Here is a 16,474-nt window from a genome sequence, read left to right as displayed (position 1 = left end):
GCGACCACTCGTGATTCGTCAGATCCCCCCGACCCATGCCCCAACCAACGAGTGTCCGGTCGCAAAGTCACATGATCTGCCGGACAGAACCTAGGTCAATCCCCCGATCATTCTCCCGAACCCGCCCCAGTGGCGCCCGGGCCCCGGCCGGTCAGCCGACCACCGTAGTCCGGGCGATGTCCATCTTGCCAGCTTCGGCCAGGGCCCGGCGCAGCTGCGCCACCGGGAGCTGCTGCGGGCTGAGCCACCATCAGCTACGTGGCTGGACACTGAGCGCGAACCGAACCATGGCGAGTGCTGCTCGATTCGGTGCGCAGCACGCAGCATGCGTTCCGGTCCGACACCGCGCTGGAAGAGGTGCGGCCGGCCCAGGAGGCCGGCGGGTGGCGGCCGGCTTCCCGGGGCGGGTCAGGTGCCGTCGGTGCGCAGCGCCCGTGCGGTCCGTTCGCAGGCGCTGGCGAGCTGCTCCCGGAAGGGGGCGACCCGTGGATTGGTCACCGCCTCGCGCCGCAGCGCCGCGAGTGCCTGGACCCACTCCACCGCATCCTCGGGCAGCGTGTAGGGCTGTCCGCTCAGCCGCCGGGCCGGCAGTGTCACGGTGCGCTGGATCACCTCACGGACCGGCTCGCGGTTTCGGCCGCCCTCGCTCACCGGGCGCTCGGCGCGGTCCTGAGCCGTACGCAGCTCCCACGCCCGGCGGCGGTGCACGGGCGAGCAGTGGCGCGGAGGACGGCCCTTGCCGATGTACTCCCCCGGCTTGCCGCACCACTCACAGGTGCGGTGGAGCAGCTGCTCTCGCACGGCCGGCGTCTTGTGCGCCTCACGTGTTTGCCGTGGGTCGGAACCAGGACCTGTTTTCGTCACAAACGAAATCGTGAATCCCCCATTTTCTGGGGCTGAGCGGGGTGCCCGGCAAGCGGGACGGGGCCGCGCAGCGGTGCCGCCCCCGCCGCACGCGCAGCACTCGCGGGGGCCGCGCAGCGAGGGCCGAGGAGCGCAGTGGCCGGTGATCGGGCTGGTCAGGATGTCTCGTACCCCGTACCCCCGCCGGGCCGTCCGGTGGGGGCATCTCTGCACGGGTGGGCGCTGGGGAGTTCGTCAGTCGATGGGCACCACGTCATCGGCCTGCGGGCCCTTCTGGCCCTGGGCGACCGTGTACTCCACTTTCTGGCCCTCGGTCAGCGACTTGAAGCCGTTCCCCTGGATGGAGCGGAAGTGGACGAACACATCCGGACCGCCGTCGTCCTGCTGGATGAAACCGAACCCCTTCTCATCGTTGAACCACTTCACCATGCCTGTTGCCATCAGTGGAAGCCCTTCTCGACGTGCCACACGGGGCCGCGCTGCGCAGCCGTCTCGATGGTCCCCACCCGTCCCGCACCCCACACGTACCGGCGCCGTACTGAATCAGCACGGCGCCTTGGAGCACTTGCTCCGCCCCTGTTGTCCCCGCGGAGGGCAGCGAGGGGCGTCCGGAGCCCGCAGCGCGGCACCAGGGCCTCTGCTGAGTCCGGTGACTCCCTACGGGGCCGCGAAGGCCGCCGCGGAAACCGCAGTGCGTCTGCTTCACACCGACGCGGTCGTCGCCCGCACCTGGCTGATCATCGGCGATGGCCGGTCCGCTCACGAACGAGTGGTGCGCGAGCTGGCCGCCGGCGCCGGGAAGGGTGCGTTGTTCACGGACGACATCCGCTGCCCGGTGCATGTCGCCGACCTGGAGGCCGCCCTCTGGGAGTGTGCTGTGTCCGACGCAGCGCGACAGCCGCCCTGCTCCGCCCCCCGTACCCCAGCGGACACCTCCGCCCCGCCCCCTACGGAGTCCCGATGATCGCGTACCGATCTGCCGCGCCGCACCGCCCGGTCCCGGACTACGCCCGGAAGATCGACGGGCAACCCGTCGTCCACTGCCCGGACTGCCACTGGGCCGCACAGGGCTGCTCCGCCCGGCACCCGGTTCTCAGTTCAGCGTGCTGGACCACTACGTCTGGTGGATCACCTTTCGGTGGGCCAGACATAAACACCCGAACAAGCCGAAGCGATGGATCGTCAGTCGCTACTACGGCAAGTTCAACCGGTTCAGGAACAACCGGTGGATCTTCGGCGACCGGACGTCAGTCACCGACCGAGGCGAGGTTACCCACCTGGTCATGTTCTCCTGGACCGAGATCGTTCGACACCAGCTCATCAGAGCGGGAGCGTCTCCGGACGACCCCGACCTGGCCGAGTACTGGACCGAGCGGCGGCGGAAGGTCAAACCCCCATTGGACGGCTACAACCTGCGCCTGCTCGCCAAGCAGGATGGGCGGTGCCCGCTCTGCGGGAAGCACCTTCTCTTCGCCGAGCAGCCGCCACAGTCTCCGCTGGAGTGGGAGCGCTGGTGGCTGAGCTTCATTCGCCGGGCCATAGCCGCCAGCTATCTCACCCACGACCGGTGCACATCGGATGGAAAACGATCACGCTCGTGCACACTTCCTGCGATCGAGAGTTACAACGTCGCCGCAGGAAGGTCGAAGCATCTTCAAATCCCGCAATGCCCCTGGGGCTTGCTTGAGCCGAGGTGCGGGGAAAGCCCGCGAGCCCGGTTCTGAGGGGGACCCGGCGCAGCAATGCGCCGGGTCTACCCGACATCGCACCCTGCACCTGGCCTTCGCCCGGATGGTGCAGCGGGTGGCCGGCGCCGGTCTCCGCGTCCGGGTCTACGGCAACCTGCTGCGGATTCGCGCCGAGCACTGGCGGCTGTTCGAGCACTCCAGCGTGCTGCTGGCGACGACGTACGCCAGCAGCGTCGCGGCTGAGCACGACGCGGTCACCGGCCGCGACGGCTCGCACGAGGCGACGCGCGCCAACATCGACGAGGCGGTCAGGCGCGGCATCCGGCTGAAGGTCGCCGCCCTCGACTCAGGAGACCACGAGCGCGCCGTGCGGGCCCGCGCCGAGACCGGCACAAAGGGCGAATCCCCGAGCCGTCTGGACACGTCGCCAGCCAGTCAAGCGAGTCGGGGCGCGAGGCGTGCATCACCCGGCCTCTGGCCGGAAGCCGGTCAGACCGAACTCCCGGACTGGAAGGAGCACCAGCACAACACCTCCCACGGCGGTGTCTAACTCCCCTGCGCTGAAAGCCTGTTCGCGTGGCGGAGCTCTCCAGGAGTAAGCGTCTGACCGGGCTGCCGCCTCGGGCCGGTGGTCGGCGCGCGGTCCGATCGCAGCGCGTCCTTAGGCGGCCGCGCCCACGACGAGGCCAGCGGCGGTACGCACCGGACCGCCTGAGTGCAGCGAGGCGGGCCGCCTCCTGAAGAAGCACCTCGGGCCCGGCACGAGCAGGTGCTCCGCGATCTCTTCCTTGGGGTGTGTGACCAGCCAACGGGCTCTGGCGCGGCCGGCCCCTATTAACACGACTCGCCTCCGCACGCCTGCACCGACGCGCGAACACCAGGAGTGAGCGAGCATCAGACATCACCCGGACAGCCTAATAGTATGTCAATCACCTTTATCTGCAACAGATATGACGTGCTGTCATTTGTCGATGAAGATCGGAAAATACCCTGTTCGGAGCCCCATCTCTGGACTTCCGATATGCCTGTCATGACGGCTGTGGATACGTTCATCCACGAGCCGGCTGACGGGCCGGCATTCCGAACAGGAGATCGCGACATGCAGCTTCGTTCCACGGTGATCACCGCCGCCGTTTCAGCCGCCGCCGCCCTGGCCGCGACGGGCATCACCTACGCCTCGGCCGCCTCCGCTCCCCAGCAGGCCCCGGCCGTCACCACCGTTGCACCCCACGGCGGCAGCAACGGAAACAACAACAACAGCAAGGGCAACGAAGGCAACAACGGCAAGGGCAACGAGGGCAACGAGGGCAACGAGGACCACGACAACGACAACGGCCACCGGGGCGAGGACGAGGGCCGTATCCAGATCAACGAGCGGTCATACTCCACCCACCCCGGCGACTGCATCACCGTGGTCAGCGGCCTCGGAGCGAAGACCCTGAACGTCCGCAACGACAGCCGCAAGACCGTCGAGGTCTTCCGCGGGGCCGTCTGCGACAACGGCGCCCCCATCGCCACCGTCGGACCCCACTCCTCCAGCGACGGCGTACGCCCGGGACACGTCGAGGGCATCGACATCGACGAGGGTGTCGTGGCCAGCTTCCGGGTGATCAAGCGCCACCACAACGAGGACTAACCCGCGGCCGACCGCATACTGTGGAGCCCCGGCCCGCCGCAATCGGGCCGGGGTCCCAGTCTGCCCCAATGTCCGACGGCCACGCCCCGCGCACACCCCTGCCGCTCCCGGATGCCAGGCGCGCGCCTCCAGTGCCCGCGCGGCCGCCGATTGCCTTCACCGGCCGCCCCACCTGCACATCGCCGCCCATCTGTGCGTGTTCCCAGGCCGCTGCCCCGGTTGTCCTCCGGGCGCTTTTCCCGACCCGCAAACGGGTGAGGAGTGACATGAGCATCCGCCTCGTCGAAGACGTCAGCGACGGCACCTGCGTCATGGAACGCCTCGAGATCACGCTGACCCCGTCCCTGCCCTGGCTGGGACACCAGGCCCGCTGGGAGATGAAGGGCCACCTCAAAGAACCCGTGGACCTCACCCGGGTCACCTGCAACGTGATCATGAAGTTCGGTCCGGTGAAAATGCTCGACCGGACATACCGGCTGCCCGACCTGCTGGAAGGCATGGGCGCCAGGCTCTCCGGTGACCTCAGACCGGCCGCCGGACCATGGCGCCAGACATGGAATCTCCAACTCCCCGGCACCGTGCCGGTGGCCGAACACCGAATCCTGCTGCGCGCCCGGACGGACAGCGGAAAGAACTTCCTCGCACTGGACATCACCCTGAACTTCAGCCACAGATACCGCCCGTCCCCGTCCCCGACGAGCGGCAGAACAGGCACACGTATGCGCCACGGCTCACACAAAAGCGACCCTCAGCGGTCAGCGGACCGCCCGTGAGCCCGGAATCCAATCCCTGCATCTTTCAGCCGAACGGCCCACATCTTCCCGTTTCGGGCAGGCGGCATTCGCCCATTTGCCCCACTGTGGAAGCGGACCGACAACCGCCGCGTCCTTCCCCTCCGGGAGGCGTCATGGCCGTGTTCGCCCTGCTCATCCCGGTACTGCTCATGCTCATGATGCTTGCGCTGGACGCGTTCGAGGATCTCCTGTTTCCCCCGCCCTCCTCACCTCCCGACAAGACACCAGAGCAGCTCGACAGCCCATCCTGACGAAGCCCCGGCGTGCAGTGGAGCGAGCCAGCCCCGCCTCGATACCCGTGGGGCACTTCGCCGGTAGCCCGGGCCGCCGCACCACGGGCTCGCCCGACCATGAAGCGGCGCCATAGGCGTTCTGGATGGCCGGCGGGCAGTGTGGTGCCCTCCGGCCCCGCGACCCACCACCATCTCCACCACCCGCACCCAAGATCTGGCCGGATGTCGTCCCTGCGCCCGGCAAAGCCCCACGTCAGCGCGGCGTCCTGATCATCGGCGGGACGGGCAGTATCGGACGCCTCGTCGCCGCCCGCCTGCTCGAGTTGGGCCGCCTGCCGCGCGTGCTCACCCGCGACCCCGACCGCGCCCGACGGTCGCTGCCCAGCGGCGTCGAGGTGGTGTGGGAGGCGAGCTGGCCGACCCGACGGCCGTGCGCGCCGCCGTCGCGGGCGTCGACGCCGTCGTGATGACCCATGGCGCGCCCTACGTGTCCGGCGATTACGCTGCTGTCGACTAACGCGTTGATGCGTGATAGCGGGTGGGCCGTGTTTGGCCTGGTCGTGGCCTGTTTTCAGGCGTTAATGGTGCGGTCGGAGACGAGGCCGGCGATGGCGCGGTAGGTGTCGGGCAGGCGGTCGCGCCGGTGGATCCAGCGGGTCAGTTGCTTCCAGCGTTTGTGATCAGCGAGGGCGTGTTCGACGGTGATGCGGTCGGAGGAGTGCCCGTGGCGGTCACGTTCCCATTGTTCAACTCTGCCGGGCATTGCTCCCGGCCGCGGTTTTCGGGACGGTGTGATTGCTTGCCCGCGGTGGTCGCGGCTCAAGCCGAGATAGCCGTCGTCCAGGAGGACCTCGACGTCGGGGAAGTGCTGGAAGCAGATGGTGATGCCTTCGTTGCGGGCGGCCGTGGCAGCGTGCATACGACCAGGCAGGGCATCGGTCCGTGGTGGCGCACAGCACTAATGCGGCCCGGGCCGCGAGGTCGGTGTCCAGGACGACCTGGCGGGCGCCCTGGGGGCTGTGCCCCTCGGTGAGAGCGAAGCCTCCCAGCGCCTGGCTCCGCCAGGTGTGCGCCTGCGGTACGGCGCTGTTCGCGCCGGTCACCATCCGCTGCCCGGCCAGCAGGCGGACGGTGGAGGCCCGGTCGGGCACCACGGAGGCCACGCCGTCCACCGCGGCGAGGTCGGCGGCCAGGGAAGCGTCGAGCGGTGGTCGTTCGGACAGGGGTTGGGAGCTGCGGTAGGGGGATCCGTCGGCGGACTTCACTTCGAGGTCGACGGACTGCCGGCCGGCGGCGATGGCCACGGGATGCTCGAACCACAGGTGGCACCACCGGGCATCGGCCGACGGCTCCGCGAGGTAGCCGGGCACCAGTACCCCCTCCACCCACTCGATCAGCGCTCGCAGCTCGTCGTCGTACTCCGGCGGGCCGAGCAGGAGGATGAACGGCGGGTACTGCCACTCCTTTTCCCCGGCGCCTTCCCCGTCGCCTTCCTCGACGGCGGCCTTCCCGCCGGACGTCTCCAGCGTCCGAACCGAGTGGTCTCACGCAGGCGCGTCCTCGCGGATGTGTCGCGCCAGCCCTATGTCGAAGACCACACCCTGGATGTCCACATCTCGGCGCTGCGCAGGAAGCTCGGCGAGCAGGCAGCCAACCCCCGTTATCTGCATACGGTGAGAGGGGTGGGCCTGGGGTTGGTGGCGCCTCCGTGAGACGGGCACTCGCGACAGTCGCCCTTGCTGTCACCTCCATGATCGCTTTTTCCTTCCTCGTACCTCTCTGCCTGCTGGTGCAGACGAAAGTACGTGAGAACGCCATCACTCAGGCCCAGCAAAGAGCGTCCGCCCTGGCCCCGGTGCTCGCCATCACCACTCGGCCGTCCGACGTTCAGCAAGCGGTCGACAGCTTCAACGCAAACGAGGGCCTGGGAGTCCATCTGCCCGACGGCCGGCTCATCGGCACCAGTCATACTTCGGCAAGCACCTGGCAACGCAGCGCCCGGCAGCGCCTGACCTTCTCTGTGGACACCGGCGCCGGGTGGCACTACTTGCAGCCTGTTGTCCTTCCCGGGGATCAAACCGCAGTGGTGGAGGCCTTCGTATCCCGTGATGACCTCACACAAGGGGTCACCACTTCCTGGGTCCTCATGTCCCTGCTCGCCCTCGGCCTGGTCCTGGGATCCGTTGGGGTCGCTGACCGCCTCGGTACACGGGTCGTCCGTTCCGTCAAAGACCTGTCGCACGCCGCACACATATTTGGGCAAGGGCACCTGCGGGAACGTGTGGACCCGGGAGGACCGGCCGAGATGGCCGAGGCGGGTGCCGCTTTCAACGCCATGGCCGATCGTGTGGTGCAGTTGCTCGCTTATGGAGCGGGGGCTCGTCGCAGATCTCTCGCATCGTCTGAGAACACCACTGACAGCTCTCCACCTCGAGTCCGAACGGCTGTCCACCCTCCTGCCCACGCCGGAGGCGGAGCGCCTGGACGGTGCGATCAGCTATCTAGAGTCAGAACTAAGCTCCATCATCAAGAACGGTGCGAGGCCGCCGCCGTCGTATCGGCCCGCGCCACCTTCTGGGCTGAACTGGCTCGCCAACAGGACCGTGAATGTTCCCTGAATGCCACGGACGAGCCCACCGCTGTACGGCTGTCGGAGGACGACCTGGCGGCCGTGGTCGACGCTCTGGTGGGAAATGTCTTTCGGCACACACCTCCCACCACGCCCTTCGCCGTCGAGGTGCGGCGTACGGCCCAGACCGTTGTTCTCACCGTAGACGACGCGGGCCCTGGAATCGAGGCGCCGCATCGCGCTGTCGCGCGGGGTCAGAGCGCTACCTCTACCGGCCTCGGTCTGGACATCGCTCACCGTGCCGCCATCACGTCGCAAGGTCGGCTACATGTCGAACAGTCCCCTATGGGCGGGGCGCGAGTGCGGATCGAGATGCCTTTGTGCGCCCAGGTGTCCAAGAGACGGCGTATGCGAGTGCGGCAGCGCCGATCCGAACTGTGGCGGTGGTACGGCTCACGTCGCACGAAGGCCCCGCTCTGACGCGTCAGCGACGAGATGGCGCATCGATGGATGGCTAACACCGCGGCGTGCCCATGACGAGGTCCTGGCCGAGGTGGTCGGTGAGGCAGCGGGGGGCCTCAGTCGGATGTTGGTGCTGGTCGGATCATCGTCGACCGGCAAGACGCGGGCGTGCTGGGAGGCCGTCCAGCCACTCGCCGCCCAGGGGTGGCGGCTGTGGCACCCCTACGATCCGACCCGGGCCGAGGCCGCGCTCGCCGAACTCCACAGTGTGGGGCCCCGCACGGTGGTGTGGCTCAACGAGGCCCAGCACTACCTCGGCCACCCCCGCGTCGGCGAGCGCATCGCGGCGGCACTGCACACCCTGCTCACCCATACCGACCGCGGGCCGGTTCTCGTCCTGGGTACCTTGTGGCCCACGTACGCCGACACCTACACGGGCCTGGCCGCTCCCGGAGGGTCCGACCCGCACAGCCGGGTCCGTGAACTTCTGACCGGGCGCACCCTCACCGTCCCCGACGCCTTCGACGAGCAGGCGCTCCAGGCCGCCTCCACTCTGGCTCGAGACGGCGACCGGCTTTTGGCGGACGCCCTCGCCCGCGCCCACACCCACGGGCAAGTCACCCAGGACCTCGCCGGCGCGCCCGAACTTGTGCGCCGCTACGAGCAGGGCTCCCCGCCCGTCAGAGCCCTCCTTGAGGCCGCGATGGACGCCCGCCGCCTCGGCGTGGGACTCCACCTCCCGCAAGCTTTCCTGATCGATGCCGCCACTGACTACCTCACTGACGACGACTACGACCAGCTCACCGAAGAGTGGGCCGAAGCCGCCTTCGCTGCTCTCGCCCGCCCCGTGCACGGCAGACAGGCCCCCCTGCGCCGCACCGCTATCCGCCCCCCGCGGATCCCCCCGAGCAGCACCGATCCGACCAAGACGCCCCTCGCGGTGTCAGGAGCGCTCTTCAAACTCGCTGACTACCTCGAACAGTACGGCCAGGCCACGCGCCGAAGGCTGTGCCCGCCCGCCTCCTTCTGGCACGCTGCCCACGCCCATCTCACCGACCCCGACAGGCTCCACAGGCTCGCCATCGCCGCCGACTGTCGCCAGCGCCTGCAGTGGGCCTACCATCTCTGGCGCAAGGCCGCCGAAACCGGCCACCCATATGCCCAGCCTCCCCTGGTGTGGGACCGGGAACGCGCTGAAACCATGGCGCGGCAGGCCGCCGACACCGGCGATGCCCGGGTTATGAAGAACCTGGGGCGGATGCGGGAGGAAGCCGGAGACCGGGAAGGCGCCGAAGCCCTCTACCGGCAGGCAGCCGACACCGGCGACGTCATTGCCCTGAACAGACTGGGGCGGATGCACGAAGAGGCCGGAGATGGAGAAGGCGCCGAAGCCCTCTACCGGCAGGCAGCCGACACCGGGGATGGCGTTGCCCTGAACCGACTGGGGCGGATACGGGAGCAAGCCGGAGACCGGGAAGGCGCCGAAGCCCTTTACCGGCAGGCAGCGGACACCGGCTCTCCCGTTGCCCTGGCGGACCTGGCGCGGATGCGGGAGGAAGCCGGAGACCGAGAAAGCGCCGAAGTTCTGGCCCGGCAGGCCTCCGCCGCCGGCTACACCCTTGCCCTGAAGATCCTGGCGGTGATGCGGGAGGAGGCTGGGGACTGGGAAGGCGCCGAAGTCCTCCACCGGTACGGGGTCGACGCCGGTTACCCCCACGCTGTCGCCGATCTGGCACTGCTGCGGGAGAAAGCCGGAGACCGAGAAGGCGCCGAAGTCCTGGCCCGGCAGGCCGCCGACAGCGGTAGTACCGACGGCCTGGAGAGACTGGCGCTCATGCGGGAGGAGGCCGGGGACCAGGAAGGCGCCGAAATGCTGGTCTGGCAAGCGGCCGACGCCGGCTACCCCCTTGCCCTGGTCAAGCTCGCACAGATGCGTCAGCTCGCCGGGGACCAGGAGGGCGCCGAAGTCCTGGCCCGGCGGGCCGACGCCGAGGGCGTCGGCCGCAACCGCGGCCGGGGTGACCTGCTCATCCGGATGGAGTTGCGGGAGTGTGCCGGGGATCGGGAAGGCGCCGAGACCCTGGCCTGGCAGGCCGTCGACACCGGACACCCCCACGCCCTCATCACCCTCGCGAAGCTGCGGGAGAAGGCCGGGGATCAGGAAGGTGCCGAAACTCTGTACCGGCAGGCCGCCGACGTCGGCGAGTTTCCCCTCGGTCCTGAAGGAAGGTGGTTGCCGTACGGGCTGGACCCGGACGGATCACCCACCCCTCCCTGGTTCTGAGCACGGTGTGGTGGTGGGAATGGATCCTGTAGGCAGGGTGGGGGTCCACTGGGAGAGGGGTTACACCAGGACTGCTGGCACAGCGTCCTGGGCCGTCCAGTCCCCCTCGAACAGGGCGGCAGCCAGGCGGGCATGGTCGTCGGGGAGTTGGCCGGCGCGGTGCTTGGTGCGGACCTTCGCGAGCCAGGCGCCGATCTTGACGGTGTCGCCGTCGACGCGGATGGTCTCGCGGGCTGCGGGGGCGCGGCCTTCGCGGTGGAGGAAGAGTTCCAGGAGCTGGACGGTCTCCTCGAAGGTGCGGCGAGTACGGCGTGCGGGGGTGAGGGGGTTGGTGTCGGGTGAGGCTGAGGGCGGTCATCATCTGCTGCTGACCGGACGCGAGGGTCTGCCAGGTGGTGAGCCGGCGGTGGAGCCAGGAGCCGATCTTCACGCCAGCGAACTGGGTGTCGCGGGTGAGGGTGGCGGGGTCGGCTCCGGTGGCGAGGCGGGTGAGGGCGTCGGCGCGGGTGGAGTCGAGCTTGTTGTGGGCGTGCAGGTGGCGTTGTTCGGCGAGCCAGGCGCCGACGGGGGTGGTGGCGGGGGCGGCGAGGTGGCCGTGGACGCGCAGGTAGTCGGCAGCGGCGGTGAGGCGGGAGCGCCAGGCGGCGTCGTGTTTGTCCCAGATCATGCCGAGGGCGTCGAGTTCGGCGAACCAGTCCGCTTCAAGGCGGCCGGCTTTCGTGGCCTCGCGCATGGTGGTGATGAAGGTGCCGAGTTTGTAGCCGGTGGGGTCGGCGGGGACGTCGAGGTGGCCGCGGTAGGCCTGGGCGGCGGCGAGGCCGAGGCGCCGGGAGCGGGAGACGCCCGGGCCGCGGGGGTCGAGGGAGATCAGGTCCATCGCGCGGGCGATGCGTTCGGGGTGGACGGTGAAGTCGAAGTGCCAGCGGCGCTGGACGACCTGGCTGGTCTCGCGGGGCAGCCGGTTGGCCTTGTCGGGGAGGCGTTCGAGGATGCGGTGGTCGCGGCCGGCCAGCGCCGAGGCGATCGCCCACACCGGCTCATACGTGGTGCCGAGGATGTCCTCGGCGTCGGCGCCGGGCGGGATGTAGACGGGGACGATCAGGCTGGCCATCTTGCCGGAGACGTCCAGGCGCAGGGCGCGGCCGAGGGCCTGGGTGGTTGACCTGCAATGATGGGACTTGCTGAGGGTCCTATCGACTGCAAGGGAAAGAGCACTCTCCAGGTGACAGGGCCTACCGGGTAGTACTTGCGCGTCCGTGTCCAGGTAGACGGCCGCCGGACGGCCGCGCAGGCCGGTTCGGTCCGGCTATGGAGTCGGCGGACCGTCGAGGAGAATCGCGGCTGGAGGCGGTGATGCCTGCTCAGCCATTGGTTTGTTCGCCGACGCGGAATCCTTCGGCCCAGTGGGTTTGACCCACGGTGTACTCGTGCACGTGGAAGCCGTTGGGATGGTCCCTGAATCCGGGCAGGGTGCGCGCCTGCTCGATGCGTTGCTCCGCCCGTTGCTGGCTCGAGTACAGGCCGAGGAACGTGAAGCTGTCCTCGCTGTCGTCCCAGAAGAGCGGTTCGCCGTCTTCCATGAAGTCGACGGTGGTGGGAGCACCCGGCTCGTCCGCGAAGTGATGCCTGTGCACCAGGAGGTAGAGCGTCCGGTCCATCAATCTCGCCTAAGCCCTTCGGGGTACACCGTGACGAACCCCTGGTTCCACAAATCCTCGTCCACCATCACGGGTGCGATCTCGAAACAATCAGGTTCGTCCCGGAACCCTGGAAGCTTCCTGGAGATCTCCCGCTGTCTCTCCGCGACTGCCTGGTCCGGGTAGATGCCGATGATCCTCCATTCCTCCTCGTCCAGGTGGATGGTGCCGTCCGCATCGAGATGGATGACCCGTTCGTCCTGTTCCACCGCGAGATGGCGCGCGTGCCACAGGACGTAGAGTTCGCCGTCAGGTTCGTGTTCGTCTGTCATCGCGGGAATTTTCCCTTGCTGGTGTGACGCTCGGGGGCGGCAGAGTTCGCGCCCCATAATGTGTCCGGTGGGTGATCGGAAACGCGAAGAGTGCTCCTGACCTGCAACGATGGGACTTGTCTAGGGTCCTGTTGGCTGCAGGGAAAGAAGCACTCTCCAGGTGAAGAAGCGTATCGGGTCGTACCCGCGTGTCCGCATCGAGGGCGGCGGCCGGGCGGTGGTCTCGCAGGCCGGGAGCGTGCTGCTGGTCGAGACCGTCCGCAAGGCCGGCTTGGACACCGCGATATCAGCGGCGCTGACGCCGTGGCGGAAAACTCGGATGGTGCACGATCCGGGCAAGTTCCTGCTGGACGTGGCCCTGGCGGTCGCGCTGGGCGGGGACTGTCTCGCGGATGTCGCCATGCTGCGGGCCGAGCCGGCCGTGTTCGGGCCGGTGGCCTCCGACCCGACGGTCTCCCGCCTCGTCGGCACCCTTGCAGCCTCCGGGGAGAAAGCCCTGCGGGCCATCCGTGCCGCGCGGGCTGAAGTCCGCCGACATGTCTGGCGGCTGGCCGGCCGGAAAGCGCCTGACGCGGGCGGGACCGTGACCGTGGACCTCGACGGGGTGCTGGTGATCGCGCACTCGGACAAGGAGGACGCCGCACCCACGTGGAAGCGAACCTACGGCCACCACCCGCTGATGAGGTTCGTCGACCACGGACCGGGCGGCACGGGTGAACCGGTCGCGGCCCTGCTCAGGCCGGGCAACGCGGGATCGGACACGGCCGCCGACCACATCACCACCGCCCGCCTGGCCCTGGCCCAGCTGCCGAAGAAGTACCGGCGCGGGCGCCGGACCCTGATCCGCACCGATTCCGCGGGCGGCACCCACGACTTCGTCGCCTGGCTCGCCCGGCGGGGACGGTGGCTGTCCTACTCGGTCGGCATGGTGATCACCGAGCAGGTCCACCAGCATGTGCTGAAGGTTCCGGCATCGGCCTGGACGGCGGCCGTCGAGGCAGACAGCGAGATCCGTGACGGCGGCGCCTGGGTTGCTGAGCTCACCGGTAACGTTCTGGACGGCCGGCCGGAGGGCATGCGGCTGATCGTCAGGAAGGAACGACCGCATCCCGGGGCCCAGTTGCGGCTCACGGACGCGGGCGGCATGCGGCTGACCTGTTTCGCCACCACCACCTCGGGCCGGCCGATCGCCGAGCTTGAGCTCCGGCACCGGCTGCGGGCCCGGGCCGAGGACCGCATCCGCGCCGCCCGGGCCACCGGCCTGCGCAACCTGCCCCTGCACCGCACGGCCCAGAACCGGGTCTGGCTGGAGATCGTGCAGCTCGCTCTCGACCCTGCTGGCCTGGATGCCGATGTTCGCGCTGACCGGCAAGGCCAGGCTATGGGAGCCCCGCCGGCTACGGCTCCGCCTGTTCACAGCGTCCGGACAACTCGTGACCACAGGCCGCCGACGGATTCTCCGCCTGGCCCGGCACTGGCCCTGGACCGGTCACATCACTGCAGCCCTCGACCGGCTCACCCAACTGCCCGACCCGGCTGACCAGTGGATTCCCCGTCCCTTCGACAGCACCTCAACACCCGGAGCAGTGGAATCCGGCGCCATCCCGAGGCGACACTCGGGTCTTCGGCTTGCACAGCCTCAGCCCATGGCATGAAAACGGTCCACCGACTCCGTCGGCGGACCGTCATGCAAGATCGAGATTAAGGGCCGCCTGGAAGCCGGCGTGTAAGCGATGTCGAGGCCACGTTCGCCGCGCCGAAGCACTACTGTCCGGCAGTGACGGCTCCTTGCTCCGGGTCCGCTCCCTCGCCAGCCGCCTTGCCTCCGCGTAGTCCGGGGGCCAGCATCAAGGTCGCGACCAGCGAGGCCGTCGCCGTCACTACTATCCCGGTGGCCGGTGAAGTCAGTTCGGCCAGCGACCCGGCCACTGCCGCACCGGCCCCCTGCATGGTGAGCATCCCGGAACTGTGAAGGCCCAGCGCCTGCCCGCTCAGTGCGTCAGGTGTCAGCGCGATCAGGCGTTCCTGTAGGAGTAGTCCCGCCGCATACCCGAAGGTGGCGACGGTGACCAGCACCAGGGCGATCGGCAGCCCCGGGCCGAGCGAGAAGAGCAGGTACGGGGCGGCGAGCAAGACACACAAGGGGACGGTCAGCCACTCCCGCCACTGGGCTGGCAGAAAGCGGCCCGCGACGATGTCCCCGATCAGCATCCCCACGGCCCCGAAGGCGAAGAGGAGACCCGCGTCGTGGGGCGAGTAGGGGACGTAAAGCGACTCCACCCCGACGATCAGACCGTTCGGCACCCACAGCGCGAGGTAGACATACCGCCGGGGCACCGAGGACCAGAGTCGCGCGTTGGTGCGCCAAGTCGCGGCGATCGATGTCTTCCCGGCGCCCCGTGGTGGCCGGCTGCTGAGCCCGCACCCGGCCACCACGGCGGCCAGCGCGTACAGGACGGCGGACAGGAGCAGCGTGCCGCGCGCCGAGATGATCGTCACCAGCGCGCCGCCGAGCGCGAAGCTGCAAATCTGGACGACCCCGACCGACATATTGAGGACTGACCGTCCCAACAGGTAGCTGTCCCGGGTCAGGATTTCGTTGAGCAGCCCATACCTCACCCCGCCGCTGACCGACCCGATGACGCCGAGCCCCAGCAGTACTACGAAAACGGCCCAGACTGACAGCCCAGGAACGGCCTGCACAGCTGTGCCCGCACCGAAGAGAAGGCTAAGGCCCGTCATGGCGGCGCGCGGTGGCAGCCGGTCCGCACCGGACAGTACGGTGACCGCCCCTACCACCTGGGCGAACGCGGTACCGAACATGGCCAGGGAGGACAGCAGCGCCGAGTCCGTTTGCCTGTACACCAGAACGCCCAGGGCCAGCCCGCTGATTGCCTGGGCCGTGGTCTGCCCGGCCGAGGCGAGGAAGAGGGGGGTGAACTCGCTGGTACGGAAGAGTTCCCGATACGAACGCATGACGGAGAGCCTCTCCGACATGCGATACCGGTCGTTAGATTTTCGCGGGGAGGCGAAACCAATGAGCTGGTGGCGAGTCGATACGGGCACTCTTGCCGGCAGTCGTTTCGTCATCTCTCCGCTGGCCGAGGCGCTCGCTGGCCTGAAGACCCTGCATCGCGGCCGCGCTGCCCACGTCAGCGAGCACCAGTGGCTTGCCGCTCACCTCTCCAGCTACCGGAACCGTCTTGCCGGTGACCCGGTCACGGCCACCCTGGTCAGGGCCGCGCTGGGACGCCGGTGGAATGCAACCTTCCTTACTCCCGCCCCCCTGGGCGACGGCGGTTGCACGTTCGTCGAGGAGTTGGAGCAGGTCCGCAGCACTCCGCCTGCGGCAGTCCACGCCGACCTGGAGGAGTCGCTGAACGGCTCGCTGCCGAGTCTCCTGCGCCGCGATGACCTGGCCCAGCGGGCTGCGGACTTGTTGGAGTGGGTGTGGACGGAGGCCGTCGAGCCCTCCTGGCCACGCCGTCTTCGGATTATTGAGGCTGACATCGTCGCCCGTACCGCCCGGCTCGGGCTGCATGGCTGGGCCACCGCTCTGAACGAGATGCGCCCGGAAATGCGCTGGCTCGGGGATGACCGTCTGCAGATCACCGTCTGCGACAGCCCACCGCTGGAGCTTTCCCGGGGGCAGCTGATGTTCGTCCCGGTCACCCTGAGCCAGAGCTGGGTTTGTTGGGACGTCCCGCCCGTTGACCATCGGTGTTCGCGTACCGCCCGGCGGTACGCGGTCGTTTACCCGTGCTCAGGGGTCCTGGTCGACGACGACCTCCGCCAGGCGCCCAAGGCCCTGGCTGCCCTTCTCGGCCCCGCCCGGGCCGAACTCCTCACTCTGCTCGACACCCCGAAGACCACCACCCAGCTAGGTTCTGTCCGGCAGATCATGTGACTTTGCGACCGGACACTCGTTGGTTGGGGCATGGGTCGGGGGGATCTGACGAATCACGAGTGGTCGCT

Annotated in this window: 15 protein-coding genes and 6 pseudogenes; 14 read left to right on the top strand and 7 right to left on the bottom strand. The window is 68.8% G+C overall.

The genetic code is table 11. The features are described 5' to 3' along the window. Positions 1-408: 408 nt before the first annotated feature. Both AB0F03_RS36890 and AB0F03_RS36885 read right to left on the bottom strand, forming a co-directional pair. Positions 409-801, bottom strand: coding sequence for a hypothetical protein (locus tag AB0F03_RS36890; RefSeq protein WP_362000618.1), 393 nt, complete (start codon positions 799-801; stop codon positions 409-411). A gap of 297 nt (positions 802-1,098) precedes the next feature. After that, on the bottom strand, positions 1,099-1,305 hold the full coding sequence (locus tag AB0F03_RS36885) for a cold-shock protein (protein WP_362000616.1): 207 nt from the start codon (positions 1,303-1,305) through the stop codon (positions 1,099-1,101). A gap of 205 nt (positions 1,306-1,510) precedes the next feature. Here AB0F03_RS36885 and AB0F03_RS36880 point away from each other — a divergent pair. The 6 genes and pseudogenes from AB0F03_RS36880 to AB0F03_RS36855 all read left to right on the top strand — a co-directional run. Then, a pseudogene (locus AB0F03_RS36880) lies at positions 1,511-1,756 on the top strand (sugar nucleotide-binding protein); the annotation flags it as partial. A gap of 211 nt (positions 1,757-1,967) precedes the next feature. Then, the gene (locus tag AB0F03_RS36875; RefSeq protein ID WP_362000614.1) at positions 1,968-2,588 is read left to right on the top strand and encodes a hypothetical protein; all 621 of its coding nucleotides are present in this window, start codon (positions 1,968-1,970) and stop codon (positions 2,586-2,588) included. Between the two features lie 67 nt (positions 2,589-2,655). After that, a complete protein-coding gene (locus AB0F03_RS36870) occupies positions 2,656-3,102 on the top strand; it encodes a hypothetical protein (protein WP_362000611.1) in 447 nt (148 codons plus the stop codon). A 549-nt stretch (positions 3,103-3,651) separates the two neighbouring features. Continuing rightward, entirely contained in the window at positions 3,652-4,188 is a 537-nt protein-coding gene (locus tag AB0F03_RS36865) for a hypothetical protein (RefSeq protein ID WP_362000608.1), read from the top strand. A 266-nt stretch (positions 4,189-4,454) separates the two neighbouring features. Further along, positions 4,455-4,961 (top strand): hypothetical protein, encoded by a 507-nt coding sequence (locus AB0F03_RS36860; RefSeq protein ID WP_362000605.1) that lies wholly within the window; start codon positions 4,455-4,457, stop codon positions 4,959-4,961. Between the two features lie 134 nt (positions 4,962-5,095). Continuing rightward, positions 5,096-5,233 (top strand): hypothetical protein, encoded by a 138-nt coding sequence (locus tag AB0F03_RS36855; protein WP_362000602.1) that lies wholly within the window; start codon positions 5,096-5,098, stop codon positions 5,231-5,233. 553 nt (positions 5,234-5,786) lie between these two features. On the opposite strand, the pseudogene AB0F03_RS36850 reads toward AB0F03_RS36855, so the two are convergent. Continuing rightward, a pseudogene (locus tag AB0F03_RS36850) lies at positions 5,787-6,155 on the bottom strand (transposase family protein); the annotation flags it as partial. Positions 6,156-6,747: 592 nt separating this feature from the next. Between AB0F03_RS36850 and AB0F03_RS36845 the strand changes: the two are divergent. From AB0F03_RS36845 to AB0F03_RS36820, 6 genes and pseudogenes are all read left to right on the top strand, one after another. Continuing rightward, positions 6,748-6,927 (top strand): annotated as a pseudogene (locus AB0F03_RS36845) (helix-turn-helix domain-containing protein); the annotation flags it as partial. 38 nt (positions 6,928-6,965) lie between these two features. Beyond that, positions 6,966-7,556 (top strand): annotated as a pseudogene (locus AB0F03_RS36840) (HAMP domain-containing protein); the annotation flags it as partial. A 25-nt stretch (positions 7,557-7,581) separates the two neighbouring features. Beyond that, entirely contained in the window at positions 7,582-7,833 is a 252-nt protein-coding gene (locus AB0F03_RS36835; RefSeq protein ID WP_362000627.1) for a histidine kinase dimerization/phospho-acceptor domain-containing protein, read from the top strand. Next, positions 7,800-8,264 carry an ATP-binding protein gene (locus AB0F03_RS36830; RefSeq protein ID WP_362000624.1) on the top strand — a complete coding sequence of 155 codons (465 nt, stop codon included), beginning with the start codon at positions 7,800-7,802 and terminating at the stop codon, positions 8,262-8,264. Before AB0F03_RS36835 ends, AB0F03_RS36830 begins: the two co-directional genes overlap by 34 nt. Positions 8,265-8,529: 265 nt before the next feature. Beyond that, positions 8,530-10,530, top strand: coding sequence for a tetratricopeptide repeat protein (locus tag AB0F03_RS36825; RefSeq protein ID WP_362000600.1), 2,001 nt, complete (start codon positions 8,530-8,532; stop codon positions 10,528-10,530). Positions 10,531-10,662: 132 nt separating this feature from the next. After that, positions 10,663-10,872 (top strand): hypothetical protein, encoded by a 210-nt coding sequence (locus tag AB0F03_RS36820; RefSeq protein ID WP_362000630.1) that lies wholly within the window; start codon positions 10,663-10,665, stop codon positions 10,870-10,872. A gap of 199 nt (positions 10,873-11,071) precedes the next feature. Here the strand turns inward: AB0F03_RS36820 and AB0F03_RS36815 are convergent. The 3 genes and pseudogenes from AB0F03_RS36815 to AB0F03_RS36805 all read right to left on the bottom strand — a co-directional run. Further along, positions 11,072-11,407: pseudogene (locus AB0F03_RS36815) on the bottom strand (helicase associated domain-containing protein); the annotation flags it as partial. A gap of 484 nt (positions 11,408-11,891) precedes the next feature. Further along, positions 11,892-12,188: a hypothetical protein gene (locus AB0F03_RS36810; RefSeq protein ID WP_362000598.1), complete on the bottom strand. Its 297-nt coding sequence runs from the start codon at positions 12,186-12,188 to the stop codon at positions 11,892-11,894. Further along, a complete protein-coding gene (locus AB0F03_RS36805) occupies positions 12,188-12,499 on the bottom strand; it encodes a hypothetical protein (protein WP_362000595.1) in 312 nt (103 codons plus the stop codon). Before AB0F03_RS36805 ends, AB0F03_RS36810 begins: the two co-directional genes overlap by 1 nt. A 160-nt stretch (positions 12,500-12,659) precedes the next feature. On the opposite strand from AB0F03_RS36805, the pseudogene AB0F03_RS36800 reads away from it, so the two are divergent. Next, a pseudogene (locus AB0F03_RS36800) lies at positions 12,660-14,154 on the top strand (IS1380 family transposase). Positions 14,155-14,263: 109 nt separating this feature from the next. Here the strand turns inward: AB0F03_RS36800 and AB0F03_RS36795 are convergent. Beyond that, on the bottom strand, positions 14,264-15,475 hold the full coding sequence (locus AB0F03_RS36795; RefSeq protein WP_362000621.1) for an MFS transporter: 1,212 nt from the start codon (positions 15,473-15,475) through the stop codon (positions 14,264-14,266). Positions 15,476-15,536: 61 nt separating this feature from the next. Here AB0F03_RS36795 and AB0F03_RS36790 point away from each other — a divergent pair, with 61 nt between their 5' ends. Beyond that, on the top strand, positions 15,537-16,406 hold the full coding sequence (locus tag AB0F03_RS36790; protein WP_362000593.1) for a transcriptional regulator: 870 nt from the start codon (positions 15,537-15,539) through the stop codon (positions 16,404-16,406). Positions 16,407-16,474 lie beyond the last annotated feature (68 nt).

Origin of the sequence: Streptomyces sp. NPDC028722, from assembly GCF_040637655.1 — a bacterium.
GTDB lineage: Bacteria > Actinomycetota > Actinomycetes > Streptomycetales > Streptomycetaceae > Streptomyces.
Note: the sequence above shows the minus strand (reverse complement) of the source record. Positions and strands in the feature narration are given on the sequence as shown.

What these genes read in the sequence shown, in the direction of transcription:
- AB0F03_RS36885 (WP_362000616.1), bottom strand. Translation starts at nt 1,305, where the DNA reads ATGGCAACAGGCATGGTGAAGTGGTTCAACGATGAGAAGGGGTTCGGT.
- AB0F03_RS36870 (WP_362000611.1), top strand. Translation starts at nt 2,656, where the DNA reads ATGGTGCAGCGGGTGGCCGGCGCCGGTCTCCGCGTCCGGGTCTACGGC.
- AB0F03_RS36865 (WP_362000608.1), top strand. Translation starts at nt 3,652, where the DNA reads ATGCAGCTTCGTTCCACGGTGATCACCGCCGCCGTTTCAGCCGCCGCC.
- AB0F03_RS36860 (WP_362000605.1), top strand. Translation starts at nt 4,455, where the DNA reads ATGAGCATCCGCCTCGTCGAAGACGTCAGCGACGGCACCTGCGTCATG.
- AB0F03_RS36855 (WP_362000602.1), top strand. Translation starts at nt 5,096, where the DNA reads ATGGCCGTGTTCGCCCTGCTCATCCCGGTACTGCTCATGCTCATGATG.
- AB0F03_RS36835 (WP_362000627.1), top strand. Translation starts at nt 7,582, where the DNA reads ATGGAGCGGGGGCTCGTCGCAGATCTCTCGCATCGTCTGAGAACACCA.
- AB0F03_RS36820 (WP_362000630.1), top strand. Translation starts at nt 10,663, where the DNA reads ATGGTCGTCGGGGAGTTGGCCGGCGCGGTGCTTGGTGCGGACCTTCGC.
- AB0F03_RS36810 (WP_362000598.1), bottom strand. Translation starts at nt 12,188, where the DNA reads ATGGACCGGACGCTCTACCTCCTGGTGCACAGGCATCACTTCGCGGAC.
- AB0F03_RS36805 (WP_362000595.1), bottom strand. Translation starts at nt 12,499, where the DNA reads ATGACAGACGAACACGAACCTGACGGCGAACTCTACGTCCTGTGGCAC.
- AB0F03_RS36795 (WP_362000621.1), bottom strand. Translation starts at nt 15,475, where the DNA reads ATGCGTTCGTATCGGGAACTCTTCCGTACCAGCGAGTTCACCCCCCTC.
- AB0F03_RS36790 (WP_362000593.1), top strand. Translation starts at nt 15,537, where the DNA reads ATGAGCTGGTGGCGAGTCGATACGGGCACTCTTGCCGGCAGTCGTTTC.